Annotated in this window: 13 protein-coding genes and 1 tRNA gene; 4 read left to right on the forward strand and 10 right to left on the reverse strand. The window is 60.2% G+C overall.

Annotated features, from left to right (window positions below; all coding sequences use genetic code 11):
- Positions 1-29 precede the first annotated feature (29 nt).
- A complete protein-coding gene (locus tag SynMEDNS5_RS02185) occupies positions 30-404 on the reverse strand; it encodes a CAAD domain-containing protein (RefSeq protein WP_186584099.1) in 375 nt (124 codons plus the stop codon).
- Between the two features lie 20 nt (positions 405-424).
- Here SynMEDNS5_RS02185 and SynMEDNS5_RS02190 point away from each other — a divergent pair, with 20 nt between their 5' ends.
- Together SynMEDNS5_RS02190 and moeB are read left to right on the forward strand one after the other, a co-directional pair.
- Positions 425-1015: a M67 family metallopeptidase gene (locus SynMEDNS5_RS02190; protein WP_255440248.1), complete on the forward strand. Its 591-nt coding sequence runs from the start codon at positions 425-427 to the stop codon at positions 1013-1015.
- Positions 1012-2175 carry a molybdopterin-synthase adenylyltransferase MoeB gene (gene moeB, locus SynMEDNS5_RS02195; RefSeq protein WP_186584100.1) on the forward strand — a complete coding sequence of 388 codons (1164 nt, stop codon included), beginning with the start codon at positions 1012-1014 and terminating at the stop codon, positions 2173-2175. Before SynMEDNS5_RS02190 ends, moeB begins: the two co-directional genes overlap by 4 nt.
- Positions 2176-2178: 3 nt before the next feature.
- Here the strand turns inward: moeB and SynMEDNS5_RS02200 are convergent, their stop codons facing one another.
- On the reverse strand, positions 2179-3375 hold the full coding sequence (locus SynMEDNS5_RS02200; RefSeq protein ID WP_186584101.1) for a cob(I)yrinic acid a,c-diamide adenosyltransferase: 1197 nt from the start codon (positions 3373-3375) through the stop codon (positions 2179-2181).
- Positions 3376-3435: 60 nt separating this feature from the next.
- On the opposite strand from SynMEDNS5_RS02200, the gene larE reads away from it, so the two are divergent.
- Positions 3436-4287 (forward strand): ATP-dependent sacrificial sulfur transferase LarE, encoded by an 852-nt coding sequence (gene larE, locus SynMEDNS5_RS02205; protein WP_186584102.1) that lies wholly within the window; start codon positions 3436-3438, stop codon positions 4285-4287.
- A 37-nt stretch (positions 4288-4324) separates the two neighbouring features.
- Here larE and speD read toward each other — a convergent pair whose 3' ends face one another.
- Both speD and recF read right to left on the reverse strand, forming a co-directional pair.
- Positions 4325-4807, reverse strand: a complete 483-nt coding sequence (speD, locus tag SynMEDNS5_RS02210; RefSeq protein ID WP_186585789.1) for an adenosylmethionine decarboxylase — start codon at positions 4805-4807, stop codon at positions 4325-4327.
- A gap of 40 nt (positions 4808-4847) precedes the next feature.
- The gene (gene recF / locus SynMEDNS5_RS02215) at positions 4848-5954 is read right to left on the reverse strand and encodes a DNA replication/repair protein RecF (RefSeq protein ID WP_186585790.1); all 1107 of its coding nucleotides are present in this window, start codon (positions 5952-5954) and stop codon (positions 4848-4850) included.
- Positions 5955-6016: 62 nt separating this feature from the next.
- Between recF and SynMEDNS5_RS02220 the strand changes: the two genes are divergently transcribed.
- Positions 6017-6090, forward strand: a tRNA-Arg gene (locus SynMEDNS5_RS02220).
- A gap of 480 nt (positions 6091-6570) precedes the next feature.
- Here SynMEDNS5_RS02220 and ppc read toward each other — a convergent pair.
- The 6 genes from ppc to rodA form a co-directional block, all read right to left on the reverse strand.
- Positions 6571-9546 (reverse strand): phosphoenolpyruvate carboxylase, encoded by a 2976-nt coding sequence (gene ppc, locus SynMEDNS5_RS02225; RefSeq protein WP_370593559.1) that lies wholly within the window; start codon positions 9544-9546, stop codon positions 6571-6573.
- Between the two features lie 32 nt (positions 9547-9578).
- On the reverse strand, positions 9579-10727 hold the full coding sequence (gene gshA / locus SynMEDNS5_RS02230) for a glutamate--cysteine ligase (protein WP_186584104.1): 1149 nt from the start codon (positions 10725-10727) through the stop codon (positions 9579-9581).
- Positions 10724-12256: an anthranilate synthase component I family protein gene (locus SynMEDNS5_RS02235; protein ID WP_186584105.1), complete on the reverse strand. Its 1533-nt coding sequence runs from the start codon at positions 12254-12256 to the stop codon at positions 10724-10726. The genes gshA and SynMEDNS5_RS02235 overlap by 4 nt, the downstream gene beginning before the upstream one ends.
- A 78-nt stretch (positions 12257-12334) precedes the next feature.
- Positions 12335-12766: a photosystem I reaction center subunit II PsaD gene (locus SynMEDNS5_RS02240; protein WP_011932371.1), complete on the reverse strand. Its 432-nt coding sequence runs from the start codon at positions 12764-12766 to the stop codon at positions 12335-12337.
- A gap of 94 nt (positions 12767-12860) precedes the next feature.
- Positions 12861-14216, reverse strand: a complete 1356-nt coding sequence (locus SynMEDNS5_RS02245; protein ID WP_186585791.1) for a HAMP domain-containing histidine kinase — start codon at positions 14214-14216, stop codon at positions 12861-12863.
- A gap of 38 nt (positions 14217-14254) precedes the next feature.
- A complete protein-coding gene (rodA, locus tag SynMEDNS5_RS02250; RefSeq protein ID WP_186584106.1) occupies positions 14255-15529 on the reverse strand; it encodes a rod shape-determining protein RodA in 1275 nt (424 codons plus the stop codon).

The raw sequence follows: 15529 nt of genomic DNA on the forward strand, positions 1-15529 counted from the left end.
GAGGGGGACTTGACCTCCCTCCGTAAACATCAACCGAGGTATTCCTTGCGGAGTGTCTGGATGCGGGTGACGAGGGCTGAGCGCTTCTCACTGGTGGTGAGGTTTTTCCAACTCCACTGGCCGACAACAACCACGCCCAGAAGTTCCAGCAGGCCTGGTACGACGGGAAGCAGATTGATGGTGTCGAGAATGCCCTTGATCAAGATCTGGGCAACGATCACCGCGGCGAAAATTCCTACAACCTTGCCGATACGACCGGCCTGGCCCCAATCGACTTTGTCGAGGGTCTCATTCACTTTGCCGAGAATGTCCTTGTATCGCTCAGCAAAATCGACGCTCTCACCAGCTGGGGCAGCATTCGTGACGTCGGTGTCATTCACCTGGGTGGTGCTTTCGTCGCTCATGACGCCTTGGCATGGATCTAATGCTCGCTGACCTTATCGACAAGCCTCCGCAAATGCCATGGCGACTGTGCTTCGATCGGGATTGCCTGATCGTTTTGCGGAAATCGCTTCATGCAGTGACGCCGGAGGAGGGGTGCGCCCTGCTGCTGGGGGACTCCGGTCCTGAGCCGAGAGTGCGCGTGGTTTGGCCCTGCTGCAATGTCTGGCGTCCAGGCCTTCAGGGTCTTGAGGAGCAACCGGGCCGCGGCAGTGGCGTTCCTCCTTCACGCCAGACGCGGTTCGCTCTCGCTCCGCTCGAGCAGATTGCTGCGCACCGCTGGGCGCGTCGCCGGGGACTCCATGTTTTGGGGAACGCCCATTCTCATCCGGGAGGTGAGCCACATCCCAGCAGGAACGACAGACGTTGGGCTGCTGCGGATGGGGTGGTGGTGATCGACGCTGGTTCTGGTGGCCTGGCGGGATGGTGGATGGAGCGATCCCGCCCAAGACCTGGTTCCGATCCCGCCAGTGCTGCCAAGGTCCACCCCCTTCCCCTCGTGGATCCTGATGGTGCATCGTTGGATAGCACTGGCGTGAGTGCGATCAACAGTCATTGCCGCCCCCTTCGATGACGGATCAGCGTCAATTGTCTGAACTCAGCTCACAAGAACGGGGGCGGTACGCCCGCCACCTCACGCTGCCGGAACTTGGACTCGCCGGTCAGAGGCGTCTGAAGGCTGCCTCGGTGCTCTGTATCGGCGCTGGAGGCCTCGGTTCCCCGCTTCTCCTCTATTTAGCTGCTGCCGGGATCGGCCGACTCGGCATTGTGGACGATGACCGCGTCGATCTCAGCAATCTTCAGCGGCAGGTGATCCACGGCCAGGATTCTGTCGGTGAGGTCAAAACCTCTTCAGCCAGCAAAAGGATTGGGGATCTCAATGGGCACTGTCAGGTGGAGGAGCATCCATGCAGGCTGACGGCGGAGAACGCTCTTCAGTTGATTGAGGGCTACGACCTTGTTGTGGATGGTTCGGATAATTTCCCGACCCGATATCTGATCAGCGACGCCTGCGTGATGCTCGGCAGACCGTTCATTTATGGATCCGTCCAGCGTTTTGAAGGCCAGGTCTCGGTGTTCAACCAAGGGCCACACTCTCCCGATTACCGCGACCTCGTGCCTCAGCCGCCTCCACGGGACCTTGTGCCATCTTGCGCCGATGGCGGTGTGATGGGTGTGATGCCCGGATTGATCGGTCTCCTTCAGGCGACTGAAGCGATCAAGGTGATCACCGGTCTCGGTGACACCCTCGACGGGCGTTTGCTTTTGGTTGACAGCCTCAGCATGCGTTTCAGGGAGCTGCGCCTCGAACGCCGGCCTCATCGGCCCCCTATTGAACATCTGGAGAACTACGAGCAGTTCTGTAATCCTGGGGGTCCTGTTGAGGACGAGGAGTTCCAGGGAATGAACAGCATCTCAGTGCGTGAGCTCAAGGCGTTGCTCGATGAGAGAACCGATCTTGTGCTCCTGGATGTTCGGCAGCAGGCTGAGGCTGATGTGGCGGTGATTCAGGGATCCCAGCTGATTCCTCTGGCCTCTATCGAATCGGGTGACGCGATCGAGCGGATCCGTTCGCTCGCGACCGGTCGAACTGTTTACGTGCATTGCAAACTGGGTGGTCGATCAGCCAAGGCCGTCGACCTGTTGACGAGCTTCGGAATCCAGGCGGTGAATGTGACAGGAGGAATCGACGCCTGGAGCCAGGAGGTGGATGCCTCGGTGCCCCGTTATTGACCTTTAGTAATCAACCCCGCGTTTCAGATCAACGCCCTGCTCGGCGTAATGCTTGTGGCAGACCATCTCCGAGTGGACACTCGCGAGGTCGAAATAGGCCGGTGGATGTTTGCAACGGCCGGTGATGATCACCTCTGTTTCTGCAGGCTTGCGAAGCAGGGCCTGCACGATCGGCTCGACCGGCAGAAGCTCGAGATCAACGGTGGGATTGAGTTCATCGAGGATCACCGTTTTGTAAAGCCCGCTGGCGATTGCTGCACGGGCGATTTCCCAGGCCCTCTCTGCTTCCACGTAATCGATCGGCTGCTGCTGACCGCGCCAGACGATGGCGTCGCGGCCCGAACGCAAGTGATCCACCAGATGTGGATAGCTCTCGCGCAATGCTGCGATGGCGGCATCCTCGGTGTAACCGCTGCCCCCTTTCAGCCACTGAAGAATGAGCACTCGGTGACTCTTGTCCTGGCTGATGCCGCGTCCGATGGCCTGCAGTGCTTTGCCGAGGGCGCTGGTGGATTTGCCCTTGCCTTCACCCGTGTAGATCTCAATCCCTCCTGGTGTGGTGAAGGGCACCACAGGCTGGTTGTCATCTGAGGGCCGACGGTGGGCACGCATCTCAGAATGCAAGTCAGCGATTTGGATCAGAGGCCTGGGTGCACCACGGCCGGTCACGATGATCTCCATTCCCTCCGGGCGGGAGGAGAGAGCTTGCACTACATCGTTGATCTCGAGAAGGCCGAGATCCAGAACGGGATTGAGCTCGTCGAGCACCACGACGGAATACAGAGCGCTGGCAATGGCGCCACGGGCAATGTCCCAGCCCCTTTGTGCCTCCTGCTGATCGAAGCGTGTGGCTTCTTCGGCATTGAAGTAATCGGCGCGGCCCGTGCGGACCTGATCGATCAGATGGGGAAAACCCTGTTGCAGGGCCTCGATGGCAGCGTCTTCGTCATAAGCCCGTCCAGGTCCCTTCAGAAATCGCAGCAGCAGCACCCGCGTGCGGCGCTGCTCGCAGATACCCAGGCCGATCGTGCGCAGCACAACCCCCAGGGCCGCCTGACTTTTGCCCTTGCCGTCGCCGTCATAGACGTGCAACTGGCCGAGGCTGCGCTCCCTGCTGTCCGCCGCTGTGACGATGCCGATGCCCCGGTTGCTACGCCGGCGCGCACCGTCTGAGGTATCGGATGAGCGTGTTGCGTCCATCGACGTTTAGGAGATGGCGCTGCGTACGATCGGAGCATACTGAGATTCCTGTGTTCTTCAGTGGCCGAAACGCGCTTCCGTCCGCTGGAATCATTGCCTCGGGGCGACGAGGATCGCCTTGAGGCTCTGCGCGGCCTGTTGCGATCAGCCGGAAGCGTTTGTGTGGCCTACTCAGGCGGAGTGGACAGCACCCTTGTGGCGGCCATTGCTTGTGAACAATTGGGTGAGTCCGCCTTTGCCGTGACGGGTGTGTCTCCATCGCTTGCCCCTCATCTATTAGACGAGGCGCGACTCCAGGCCCGCTGGCTTGCGATCCGTCACCTGGAGGTGGGAACCAGCGAATTGGATGATCCGAACTACAGCTCGAATCCGATCGATCGCTGCTTCGCTTGCAAGCGGGAACTGCATCACCACCTCAAAGACATCGCCAGAGCCGCTGAAGGCGCAGTGGTTGTAGACGGGGTGAATCTCGATGACCTCGGAGACCATCGGCCCGGGATTGAAGCGGCCCGTCAGGCCGGTGTGCGATCGCCACTGGCCGAGCTGCAGATCGACAAAGCCACCATCAGGCGACTCTCCAAAGCCCTTGGTTTTCCCTGGTGGGATAAACCGGCCCAACCCTGTCTCGCCTCGCGATTCCCTTACGGGGAGGTGATCACGCACCAAAGACTGCGGCTGGTCGGAGCGGCGGAATCCTCGTTGATGGCCAGGGGATTTCCGCGCGTGCGCGTCCGCTGTCAAGGGCTTGCGGCTCGGATTGAAGTGCCTTCCAGCAAGCTCGGCGATTTTCTCAATGAGCCGATGCGCAGCGAACTGGTTCAGGAGTTCTTAGCCCTGGGGTTCACATCGGTCAGCGTTGATCTTGAGGGGCTGGTGAGTGGAAAGCTCAATCGCATGTCGACCATGCGCTGAGGATTCCAGGCACCAACATTCGGTCAATGGGAAGGCCTTAATGGGGAGACCAACCTGGCGTCCGCTCTGCTTCCGCCACAGCTGCCGGGGTTTCCCGTAAGAAGCTGCGTAGCGCATGGTTCATGGCCTTGAGTTCATCGCAGAGGTGCTGGCAAGCCTTCTCGGGCATGGTGTGATCGCCGCACGTGAAGACATCCACAGCTGCATACCCGGTTTCAGGCCAGGTGTGGATGGAGATGTGAGATTCCGCCAGAAGAGCCAGTCCAGTGACGCCTTGTGGTTCGAATCGATGGGTGATGAGGTTGAGAAGAGTGGCACCAGCACGTTTCGCAGCGGTCGTGATGGTGGTTCTCAAAAAAGCTTCGTCGTCGAGCTTGGTTTTGTCGCAATCGTAAAGCTCGAGAATGCAGTGCTTGCCCACCATGTCGGTGTCACTGGCAATCGGGGCACTGGCAGGGGTGCGGGTTTGAGCGTCGTCCCATCCCGGGTTGGGATGCAGGCATGACAGGGTCTGCTCCATCAGGATGCAAAAGAAAACAGTCATCCACTTTAGCTGTATCTCAACCGTTTCTCAAATGATCAGCATTGAGAATCTGTGAGCGTTGCCGCCATTCGCCCTCAAAGGCGTTGAGATGGGTGGCACTCACAAGACACTGATGGCTGTCACCCACCGCTTCCAGCAAGGCCAGTTGTCGCTGCGGATCCAATTCCGCCAGCACATCGTCCAGCAGCAGGAGCGGTGGATGGCCGCAGAGCTCTCCCACCAGTTCCAGTTCCGCCAGTTTCAGCGCCAGAACAAGGGTGCGCTGTTGACCTGATGACCCGAAGCGACGGGCGATGGTGCCATTCAGCAGCATGTCGATCTCGTCCCGATGGGGGCCGACTCGGCAGCTGCCGAGCCGTTCCTCCTCACAGCGTTGGCGGTGCAGCTGCTGTTCGATCGCCAGTCGCCAGGGCTCTTCGGCCTCCTCCCCTTCCAAAACGCTCCCTGGGCTGTAGCGGAGCTCCAATTGTTCATGGCCCTGGCTCAAGCGTGACTGCCAGGCCGCTGCCAGGGGTTCGAGCCGCGACAGAGCCCGGCGTCGGCGCCGGTGAATTCGTGTGCAGACCAGAGCCATCTGAATGTCGAAGCTGTCCAGGAGCGCTTGGTGTTCGATGCTTGTTCCTCCGCCCCCTCGTCTCCAGAACTGGCTGCGCTGGCGCAGGAGGCGGTTGTACCGTCCGATCAACTCGGCATAGATCGGCTCCAGTTGCAACACGACCCGATCGAGCCAGTGGCGTCTTAGGGCCGGTTCTCCCCGCACAAGATGAAGATCCAGGGCACTGAAGCCCACACAGCGCAGGGGCCCAATCAGATCCATCTGACGCTGCAGCACCTTGCCGTTGCGTCGTGCCTGACGGCCACCGCGGCGGCGGAGCTCCAGCTCAACTTCGATGTCGTCAACGCAGGAGGCCTTCAACAGAGCTCTTGAAGCGTTCCAGTGGATCAGATCCGCATCCTGACTGCTGCGGTGAGAGCGCAAACTCCCCAGGAGTTCCACTGATTCCAGCAGGTTGGATTTGCCGATGCCGTTGCTGCCGATCACCAGCAAACGCGGCGCTTCGATCTCCAGCTGCAGGTGGCAGTGGTTGCGGAACGCCTGCAGTTCAAGCCGGAGAAGCCGAATCGGTCCGGGTGCGACGTGTCGCTAAGGTAACCAAATCGTGGTTGTTCTCCCAACTGCCGCGTGGGCATGTAGCTCAGTTGGATAGAGCATCAGATTCCGGTTCTGAGGGTCGGGGGTTCGAGTCCCTCCATGCTCGTGTTTCGTCAGGCTCCACCAGGGCTCGGAGCCTTAACCCCATGGTTCGGATTCCCCCTGGATCGAGGATGTATCCATGGGTTTTCAGAGCGGTTAGGGCCTGGGGAGGTGCCGAAATCGAAATACTGCAGCCCGGAAGATCTCTGCGCAGAACCGCGAGGGAACGGTGAACAAGAACGTCAAGCAGATGGACTTGATCCGGCCCTGGCCGCGCTGCGAGGTTCCAGAGGTTGGCATTCAGAGCCTGATCGGTTGTGGTGCGTACAAACCCAGCAAGCGCATGATCGTTGTCCAGGATGGTCATGACCCAGAGACTGCGGCTTAGGGCGAGTGACCAGCGCTCCTCTGGATGGACCTGGTCACCGCAAGCCTTAAGCAGCGCATTGATGCTGGCTCCATCAGGGATGTGGTCAATTTTTAGGGAATAACCCTCCTTGAGGGATGGCGCTGCGGGTTGTCTGCGGAAGGGAAGCAATGCCAATCACCCGGTGTTGCGCATGCCTGCGGCGATGCCATTGATCGTGAGAAGGGCACCACGAAGCAGTTCGCTGCGGCTGTAGGTGCGACCGTCGCCGTCGCTGGGAGATTCGCTCATCGGTGGTTGGCGATTCTGGTCCCGTAAACGGCGCAGCAGGGCGACCTGAAGAAATCCCAACGGCACGATGGTGCGGTTGCGCAAATCAACAGAGAGCTGAAGGGCTGGATCTGCGTCCAGCAGTCGCTCTTGCCCTGTGATCTCCAGAACAAGGCGGCGGGTAAGGCTGTATTCCTCGGCGATGGTCTTGTAGATGCCGTCGAACGCTTCGCGGTGATCGGCACTCCCCAGGCTGGTCACGTAGTGACGGGCCAGATCCAGATCCACCTTGGAAAGGGTCATCTCCACCTTGGAGATGAGCATCCTGAAGAAGGGCCATCGTTGGTGGAGGGTCCGCAGCAATGACATCTGATCGGGGTCGTTCTCAAGCTCTTCGTGCAGGGCTGTGCCCACACCAAACCAGCTGGGAAGCAGAAAGCGGCTTTGGGTCCAGCCAAACACCCAGGGAATTGCCCGCAGGCTGGAGAGATCGCGCGTTCCGGTTTTGCGCCGGGCCGGCCGGCTGGAGATCTGAAGCTTGCTGATCTCCTCGATCGGCGTCACCTGCTCGAAGAAAGCGACCAGATCTGGGTTGTCGTGCACCAAAGCGCGGTAGTGGCGCCGGGAGCAGCGGGCCAGTCGAGCCATCAAATCGTTCCAGCTGGGGGTGGCATCCAGTTGGTTCGTGACCAGGCTGTTCTGCACGACCGCGGTGGTCATGGTTTCGAGGTTGTAGAGAGCCAGCTCAGGGAGGCTGTACTTCGAGGCGAGGACTTCCCCTTGCTCCGTGATCTTGATGCGTCCCTGGAGCGTGCCACTGGGCTGAGCGAGAATCGCCTGGTAAGCAGGTCCCCCTCCTCTGCCGACTGAACCGCCGCGTCCGTGGAACAGCCTCAGGGCTAGGCCGTTCCTTGCCGCCAGGTCCTGGAGGGCAATCTGTGCTTTATGGATCTCCCAATTGCTGGAGAGGAAGCCCGAATCCTTGTTGCTGTCGGAATACCCGAGCATCAGCTCTTGCAGGGGTTGGCCTTGGCTGCCAACTCTGGGAAGCAGGTTGCGATAAAGAGGGTTCTGGAACAGCTGTTCCATCACCTCTGGAGCTCTCTGCAGATCCTCCACGGTTTCGAAGAGAGGAACGACCAGAAGGTCGGCATGGCCTGCAGAAGGTTCCACAAGCCCCGCCTCCTTCGCCAGGAGAAGCACTTCGAGCAGGTCCGAAACGCTGTGACTCATTGAGATCACATAGGTTCGGCAAATGCGACTGCCAAATTCATCCTGGAGGCGATGCAGCGTCCGGAAGACATCAACAGTTTCTTCTGTAGTGGGTGACCAGCTCACGGAGGGTGGGATCAAGGGGCGGCGGGTTTGCAGCTCCTGAAGCAGCCAGTTCACGCGTTCCTGTTCATTCAGATCTCCATAGGCCTGGTCGGGGTTGAGATAGCGGCTCACTTCATCCAGAGCATCGCTGTGGCGAGTGCTCTCCTGACGGATGTCCAGGCCGGCAAGGCAAAAACCGAAAATATGCACCTGGGTGAGCAGGGTGTCGAGGGGCTCGCAGGTGAGGTCTGTACTGACCAAACTCGTGCGAATCAGTTCAAGGTCACTGCGGAACTCGGCCACGGAGCCGTAGTGAAGCGATTCACTTTGAGGTCCTTCGGGGTTGGAGCTCACCAGTCCATCCGCTGGAGCCCGCCAGCCGGCGTCCGCCAGCTGCTGATTGCGGATCTGGGTGAGGCGCAGCCGCTCAAGCACAAAACTCAGCTTGAGTCGGTAAGGCTCCAGGCGATAGCGGGTGGCACGCTCTTCGTAGACCTCGGGGAACCGCAACCGATCCATTTCCAGAGATTCAAGGAGTGGAGCACTGACCTGGCTCCACTGCATCGAGATGCTCAGCTGGTCTCGAAGCCCCTGGACCGCGCTCACATAGCGCTCCAGCATCAGCTGGCGCTGATAGCAGGCCGTTCGCCAGGTGATGTCAGTCGTGACTGAGGGATTGCCATCGCGATCGGATCCAACCCAGGAACCGAAGGTGCAGAAGGATGACGGCGGCAGTTGAACATCCGGGTAGCTACAAGCCAGTGCCGAGGAGAGTCGCCGGCGCAGCTGGGGCATGGCATCGAAGAGCACCTGCTGGAAGTAGTGCAGGGCGTAATCAACCTCATCGAGAACCGATGGTTTGAACTGGTGCAGCTCATCAGTGCGCCACCACAGCCTGATTTCCTCTTCCAGTTGAAGGCGGATGGTTCCAGCTTCAAAGGCGTTGGATTCAGTTTTGGTTTCAAGCTGCTGCAGCAGGCTCGCGACCCGCCGCTGCTTATGGCGGACCGTGTGACGGACGATCTCGGTGGGGTGGGCGGTGAAGACCAGGCGGATATCGAGCTCCTGCAGCAGGGTTTCCAGCTGGGCAGGGGGAACGTTCAATCGGCGCAGGCGTTCAAAAAGTTCCCGGAAGGTTGCCGGTTCCGTTTGTGTGGCCAGGGGCGGTGCGAACGGGTTGATCTGTTCCGCCATGTCCTGCGAGCGGACGATGCTCTCCAGGTATCCGTCTTCCTCGATGCGTTGCTCGAGGATGTTCACCAATTGGAAATAGAGCGAAAAAGCCCGGGCCGCAGCGATGGCTTCCGACAGGTCCATGTCCCTGATCAGCGACACCAAAGCGTCACTGCTGATTGCGTTTCCGTCAGGGAGGACCGGGTCGCTGAGTTGTTTCATGCGGAGCAGGCGCTCCGCCTGCTCCGCTGGGCACTCGCTGCGAAGAACAGTCTGCCAAAGGTCCTCGACCAGGGCCAGTCGCTGCTGCAGGAGCTGTCCACCGACGGGAGCCTCGCTGACCGCAGCCCTGGGCTGTTCGCTCTCAGGAGTGACTGCGGAGGAGGAGGACATTGAAGACCCGCCGGGATCGGAAACCGTCATGATCATCCCAAAGCATGATGGCCGGGTGCGGAAACAAGTGGGGATTCCTCCGCTTCCATCGCCCTGATGCTGTTGCTGAGCACGGTTTGGATCGTGCCACCATCACGAATACTGGCCAGCCAGCGCATCGCCTGATTCCCCTGATCGAGGATGGTGGCCAGGGGCTGAAGCCGTTCGCTCAGGTGGAGTTCCGCTGCCAAAGGCTCCACGGATTCGATCAACATCAGCAGCCAGTCTCTGCACTGCAGTGGCCGGCCGTCTTCCCAGTGATGGAGGGTGGCCTCGAGGCTTGTCTGGGCTGCTGCCCGGTCATTGTCCAGGCTGAGCTGCTCGAGGTCGTCCAGGTTCAACGAGCTCCTGGTCATGGGGTCGTGAGCGGAGGGGGCACGGAGGATCTGCTGAACTCTGAGTTCGAGCAAGGTGGTGATCGCCAGCAGATGGGCTGGATCGGTGATCAGATCACAGATGCGCAGCTCCAGCCGATTGAGTTGATGAGGCCGCTCAGGACCGTTGGGGCGCACGGATGTCCAGAGATGGCGCACGTTATGCATTGTCCCCGCTGCGATTTGCTCCTCTGTCCAGCGAATGAAGTGCTGATGATCGACGAACAACGGGACGCGAGCAGGCGTGAGGGGGAACTGCAGCCAGCGCTGGGAATGGGCTCCGGTGACCTCGCCATTGAGAAATGGGGAACTGGCACTGAGGGCGAGCATCAGTGCCGCCTCACATCGAACCAGGCGTAAAGCCTGGAACAGTGCCTCTGGATTTTCGATGCCGAGGTTGATATGGATGCTGGCTGTCACCACATCCGTGCCGTAGGTGGCTTCAATCAGATCGTGGTACGGATTCTTGGGATCGGACCGTTCAAACCGTGTTGCATCTCCCAAACTGAGAGTGCTGCCGGGAAGCAAGGTCAAGTCCCGCGACTGAAGCCATGTCCGCAGGGTGCGTCGTGGCGAGAGCAGAGCCTCCGTGAGCGGTCCATAGTCCGATTCTGGAGCTGTGACGTATTCGAGGTTGCGGTGATCCGGCTCCGTGACGAAGCCTTCGAGTTCTTGTTTGGCGGTGGCTGCAATCCCGACGTTGCGACCATCGCGTCGACCGGTGAACAGTTCGACCTCAAAGCCTTTGAGCAAATGATCCTTGGTCATGACCCGGTGCCCTCAAGGCAGGCCAGTGCGGTCAGCATGCCTCGGGCTTTATTCAGGGTTTCCTGGTATTCAGCCTCAGGTTTGGAGTCCGCGACGATGCCTGCGCCCGCCTGAACCTGCAGGGTCCAACTGCCGTCATGGTTGGGCCTGACGACCATCGTGCGGATGGTGATGGCGGTGTTCAAAGCGCCCGCCAGATCCACCGACCCATACACACCGGAGTAGGGGCCGCGAGGGTCGGGTTCAAGCTCATTAATCAGTTGCATCGCCCTGATCTTGGGAGCTCCGCTCACTGTGCCAGCAGGAAAGGACGCCATCAGCAGATCCCAGATGTCGTTTCCCGGAGCCAGTCGACCCTCCACCTCACTGACGATGTGCATGACATGGGAGTAGCGCTCGATCACCATCAGCTCGCGGACTGCCACTGACCCGGGAACACAGACGCGGCCGAGGTCGTTGCGACCGAGATCGACAAGCATCACGTGTTCGGCTCGCTCCTTTGGATCGGCGAGCAGCTCCGCTTCCAGGCTCCGATCCTCAAGTTCATTGCTTCCCCGAGGCCTTGTTCCTGCAATCGGCCGCAGCACAGCGCGGATACCCCCTTGGTCAGGTTCGGCCTTAACCATCACTTCAGGACTGGATCCGATCAGCTGCCAGTCGCCAAAGTCGAAGAACGCCATGTATGGCGATGGATTCACCATGCGCAGACTCCGGTAGAGATCGAGGGGTGGGTGGCGGATCTCCGTGCTGAGTCTCTGGCTGATCACCAGTTGAAAGGCATCTCCGGCGGCGATGTGGTCCCTGGCCTTGAGAACCGCCTGCTGAAAGTCATCCTGGGTTCGATTGCTGGATGTCGATGGAGTGTCCCCTCGGCTGGGTGTCCAGTTGAGCGGGCGCACAGGGGGGAGTGGCTCGGCCATCGTCTGCTTCAGGGCCTGAATGCGCTCGATCGCATTAGTCCACGCTGCCTCTGGGTCGGTAGAAGCGTTGTGTTCTCCGGAGAGGTCGGCATAGGCCACGGCCGTGATCAGGCGTTTCACCTGATCGAAAATGAGGATGCTGTCCATCAGCATCCACAGTCCTTCCGGTGGCCCATCCCCATCATTCGAATGGACTGGCACCGAAGGCTCGATCCAGCGGATTAGTTCATAGCCCCACATTCCGTAGAGCTGGCCGAGCGGAGGCAGTCCGGAGAGGGTCGCCGGTTTGTAGGGCGTAAGGCAGTCGCGAAGGGTCTCGAAGGGATTGCCTGAAAACGTCTCTCGCAGCCCATCCCTCCAGATCCGTTGCTGCTGGTTGTGCCTGGCAGAGAGTGTCCAGAGCGGATTGCAAGCCACCACACTCCAACGCCCCAGGGTTTCGCCGCCCTCGACGGATTCGAGCAAAACTCCCGGGGGATGTCCCTCGCCCACTTTCAACCAGGTGGTGAGGGGTGTTTCCAGATCTGCCGGCCAGCTGCTGGCCACAGGAATCAACGTGGAGCCTGATGCAACGGCTTCCAGGAATGCGGTGCGGTCGGGTGTGAGCATGAACAGAGATGTCGAACCGACCGCGAGCCATCATGCCGGTCGGGCCGACCGGGGGGATGGGTCAAGCTTTTCAGCTGATCAAGCGTCGAAGGTGTTGCGTCCGCTGAACTTGATGTTGGCCGGATTGGTGTTCTGACCGATGCGGCGTGGATTGTGTCCCACCATGGCCCGACCTTCGTTGACCTTTTCAGGGAACACGCCATCGCTGGGATGGAGATACTCAGTGTCACCACCGGGGAAAATCCGATAGATCTTGTAGTCCTCGATCCGGGGCTTGAACTTGGTCCGCAGCTGGGTGCCGAGCGCCAGGCACTGCTCCTTGCGGGCGAAATACATGATGTTTTCACCGGCGTTCATCATGGCTGCGCCTCCGGTGGGAAGTTCGAAGGCCTGAGCGCTATTGCTCGTCCAGGTGATCGCGTACTTCTCTTCTGTTTCAGCAGAGTTGAGAAGACCTCCGGTGCTGCCGATGAACTGGGGAAGCTGTCCGTTCAACGCCGTTGCTGTCATGGCTGTCCTCGCGAAATCGGCATGCCTTTACGGCTGGAAAGTAGCACCGTGATTCGGCCCTGATCGCCCTACAGGCCTGGAAACTTCACACCCGTCAACATTGTTCGGCGATTGGGAAGAACACAGTGAGTCCCCGGTCCCGACGTTGGGTCACTCGCCCCCCGAGGCTTTCCAGCAACCGTCGGGTCGCAGTTTGGCTGAGCTGCAGACTGCCGGTGTCGGTGTTCCAGCTGAGAACCGGCCCCAAGCGTTCCTGCGGCATCGGATCGATCGTCTGGGCCGCGATCTGTTCTGGGGTGCGGGAAATGAGTTGGAGTTTGAGGCGAGCTCCTGCGGGTTCCAGGGTCAGAAGCAGCTTGCTTCCGGGAGGAAGGCTGCGGCTGCAGCGATCCACCAGGCCCCCAAGCATCGGCTCCAGTCGGCTGGGATCGCTCAGCACGAAGGGCATGCAGTCGGCAACGGTCATCGCGAAGCCCACCCCTCTGCGTTTGAGTTGCTGCGTCCAGATGGGGGACAGCAGTCGCAACATCGCTCCCAGATCGGTTCGGGCCAACGGTGATGGACCTTCGGGTTGCCTCTGCAGTTCCGCCGCTTGAAAGATCAGCCCGAAGCGATCGATCTGCTCGCTGCATTCGGTGTCAATCTGCTGAAGACGCTCCATCGCTTTCTCGGGAAGGTCGCGGCGGCGCAGGAGCGAGCGGATCAGCGTGCGGATGGTCGCCAGGGGGGTTCTCACCTCATGGGCGATCGCTTCGAGCAGAGAGAGTTCGGCATCAATTTCGCCTGAGGCGTGCGATGGAGGAGCGTCCTGGGGCGTTTCGTGGGCGGTTTGAAGCGTCACGGTGGGAGCCATCGACGCCAGCCTCTGGGCGAGGTCTGGCCAAAATTGAAGTGCCAGATCCCCGCTGCTCTGAAGCGGGCCGAGGTCGTTCAGCGCCCGATGAAGAACCTCGGCCTGTGCCGGATCATCCTCTTTGAGCCTTTGCTCCACCAGTCTCAATACCCCAGTCAGAAGGCTGGGCTCGCTGCGCATTAAAAGCCTGCGCTGGCCTTCATGGCCCTGCAGCGCCAGTGCGACTTGCAGTTTGGTGGTGATCACCAGCAGGAAAGGATCTTGGCTGTCCTCGGCATGCAGGGTCATGCGCTGGAATCGGTGGCTGAGGAGGGGCTCCTCTGCCACACCCGTCGGTGCGCTGATCAGGTCAGAAGGCAGCAGTGAGCTGCCCTGAAGCTCGTTGAGAAGCGTCAGGGCTTCAGGTGCCCATACCCAGCCTCGGTATCGCTGCAGTAGCTCGGGTGCGTAGAGGGCCGGTAGGGGAGCAGCGATCCATACTCCTTCCAAGCTGGAGTGATCGCTAAGCAACCGTTGCTGTAGAACCTCGAGCGCTCCCCACCAGAGACGCCGAGCATGGGCGTCATCTGCCTTGCCTGCAGGCACTCCTTCGGCCATCAGGCGGTGGATTGAATGCAGTGGCGTGCTGGTGTCCGTCAACGGACCAAGGCGCGCCGTGAGCGGCGAGCCACCGAAAGACACAGCCCCAGAGCGATGAAATTCACGACCATGGCGCTACGTCCGTAACTCAGGAAAGGCAAGGGGATACCGGTGACGGGGCCCAGGCCGATGGTCATGAAGATGTTCACCACCACCTGGAACATCAGCATGGTGGCGACTCCGATGACCACCAGAGATTCGAAATCCGAGCGTGCCCTCCCAGCCACCTGCAGGAGCCTCCACATCAGCAGCATGAAGCCCACCACGACGAGAGCTGTGCCGAGAAATCCGGTTTCCTCTCCCAGCGCGCTGAAGATGAAATCAGTGTGTTGTTCAGGGATGAATCGCAATTTGGTGAGTTGTCCCTGGAGGAGTCCGGTGCCGAACAGTCCTCCTGACCCAATGCCCACCGTGCTCTGGAGCAGGTGGTAGCCGCCACCCAAGGGGTCCTTTGTGGGATCGAGAAAGAGCACCAAACGATCGCGCTGGTAGTCCTGCAATCCGTTCTGCCAGAGCCAGGGAGTGATTAACGCCGAGGCCCCTTGTACCAGGGAGACAAGGGCAAGGGCCACCCGTTTCCAAGGCAGGGATCGGTAGGCGATCGCAAGGGTCAGGGGAATCCAGGCGGCCAATCCCCAGGGAAAGAGGCCGGCCAGCAACGCTGTCATCAGCGGTGAGAGCAGCAGGAGCAACCACTCAAATGGCATTCCAGACCAATAGAGCATCGTGAGCAGCAGAGCTCCGAAGACCAGAGAGGTGCCGAGATCTGGCTGGATGAAAACCAAGAGCCAAGGAAGTGAAATCACGGCGAGTGGTCGGAGAAGATCCACTGGTCGTTCCACCGGGTGGCGATCCAGCACTGCGGCCAGCAGCAGGATGGCGGCCAGCTTGGCGAACTCTGATGGCTGCACATGCACGCCGCCGATGCTGATCCAGCGCTGGGCGCCAAGAGCGGTTGTGCCGATCATCCGCACCGCCACAAGGCTGATCACCGTTGCTCCATAGATCGGAATCAGCAAGGGTTTGAGCCTCAGCATCGACAGTCGCGCGAGCAGGAGCGCAATCCCGATTCCCACCCCTGCGGTGATCCAGTGTTGATACCAGTTGGCGTAGTTGGCTTGGCGCTGCGTGCTGGCGATCAGGAGACCGGCCACGGCAATCATGGCGAGCGGGATACCCCAGAGAATCCAGTCGCGATCACGGGTTCGGCGGCGCCGGCTCCCAGACTGCGAGAAAAGCTTTTGTCCGCTGCGGCCCAGTCCGGTCAGCAT

The sequence above is a fragment of the Synechococcus sp. MEDNS5 genome (genome assembly GCF_014279875.1).
GTDB lineage: Bacteria > Cyanobacteriota > Cyanobacteriia > PCC-6307 > Cyanobiaceae > Synechococcus_C.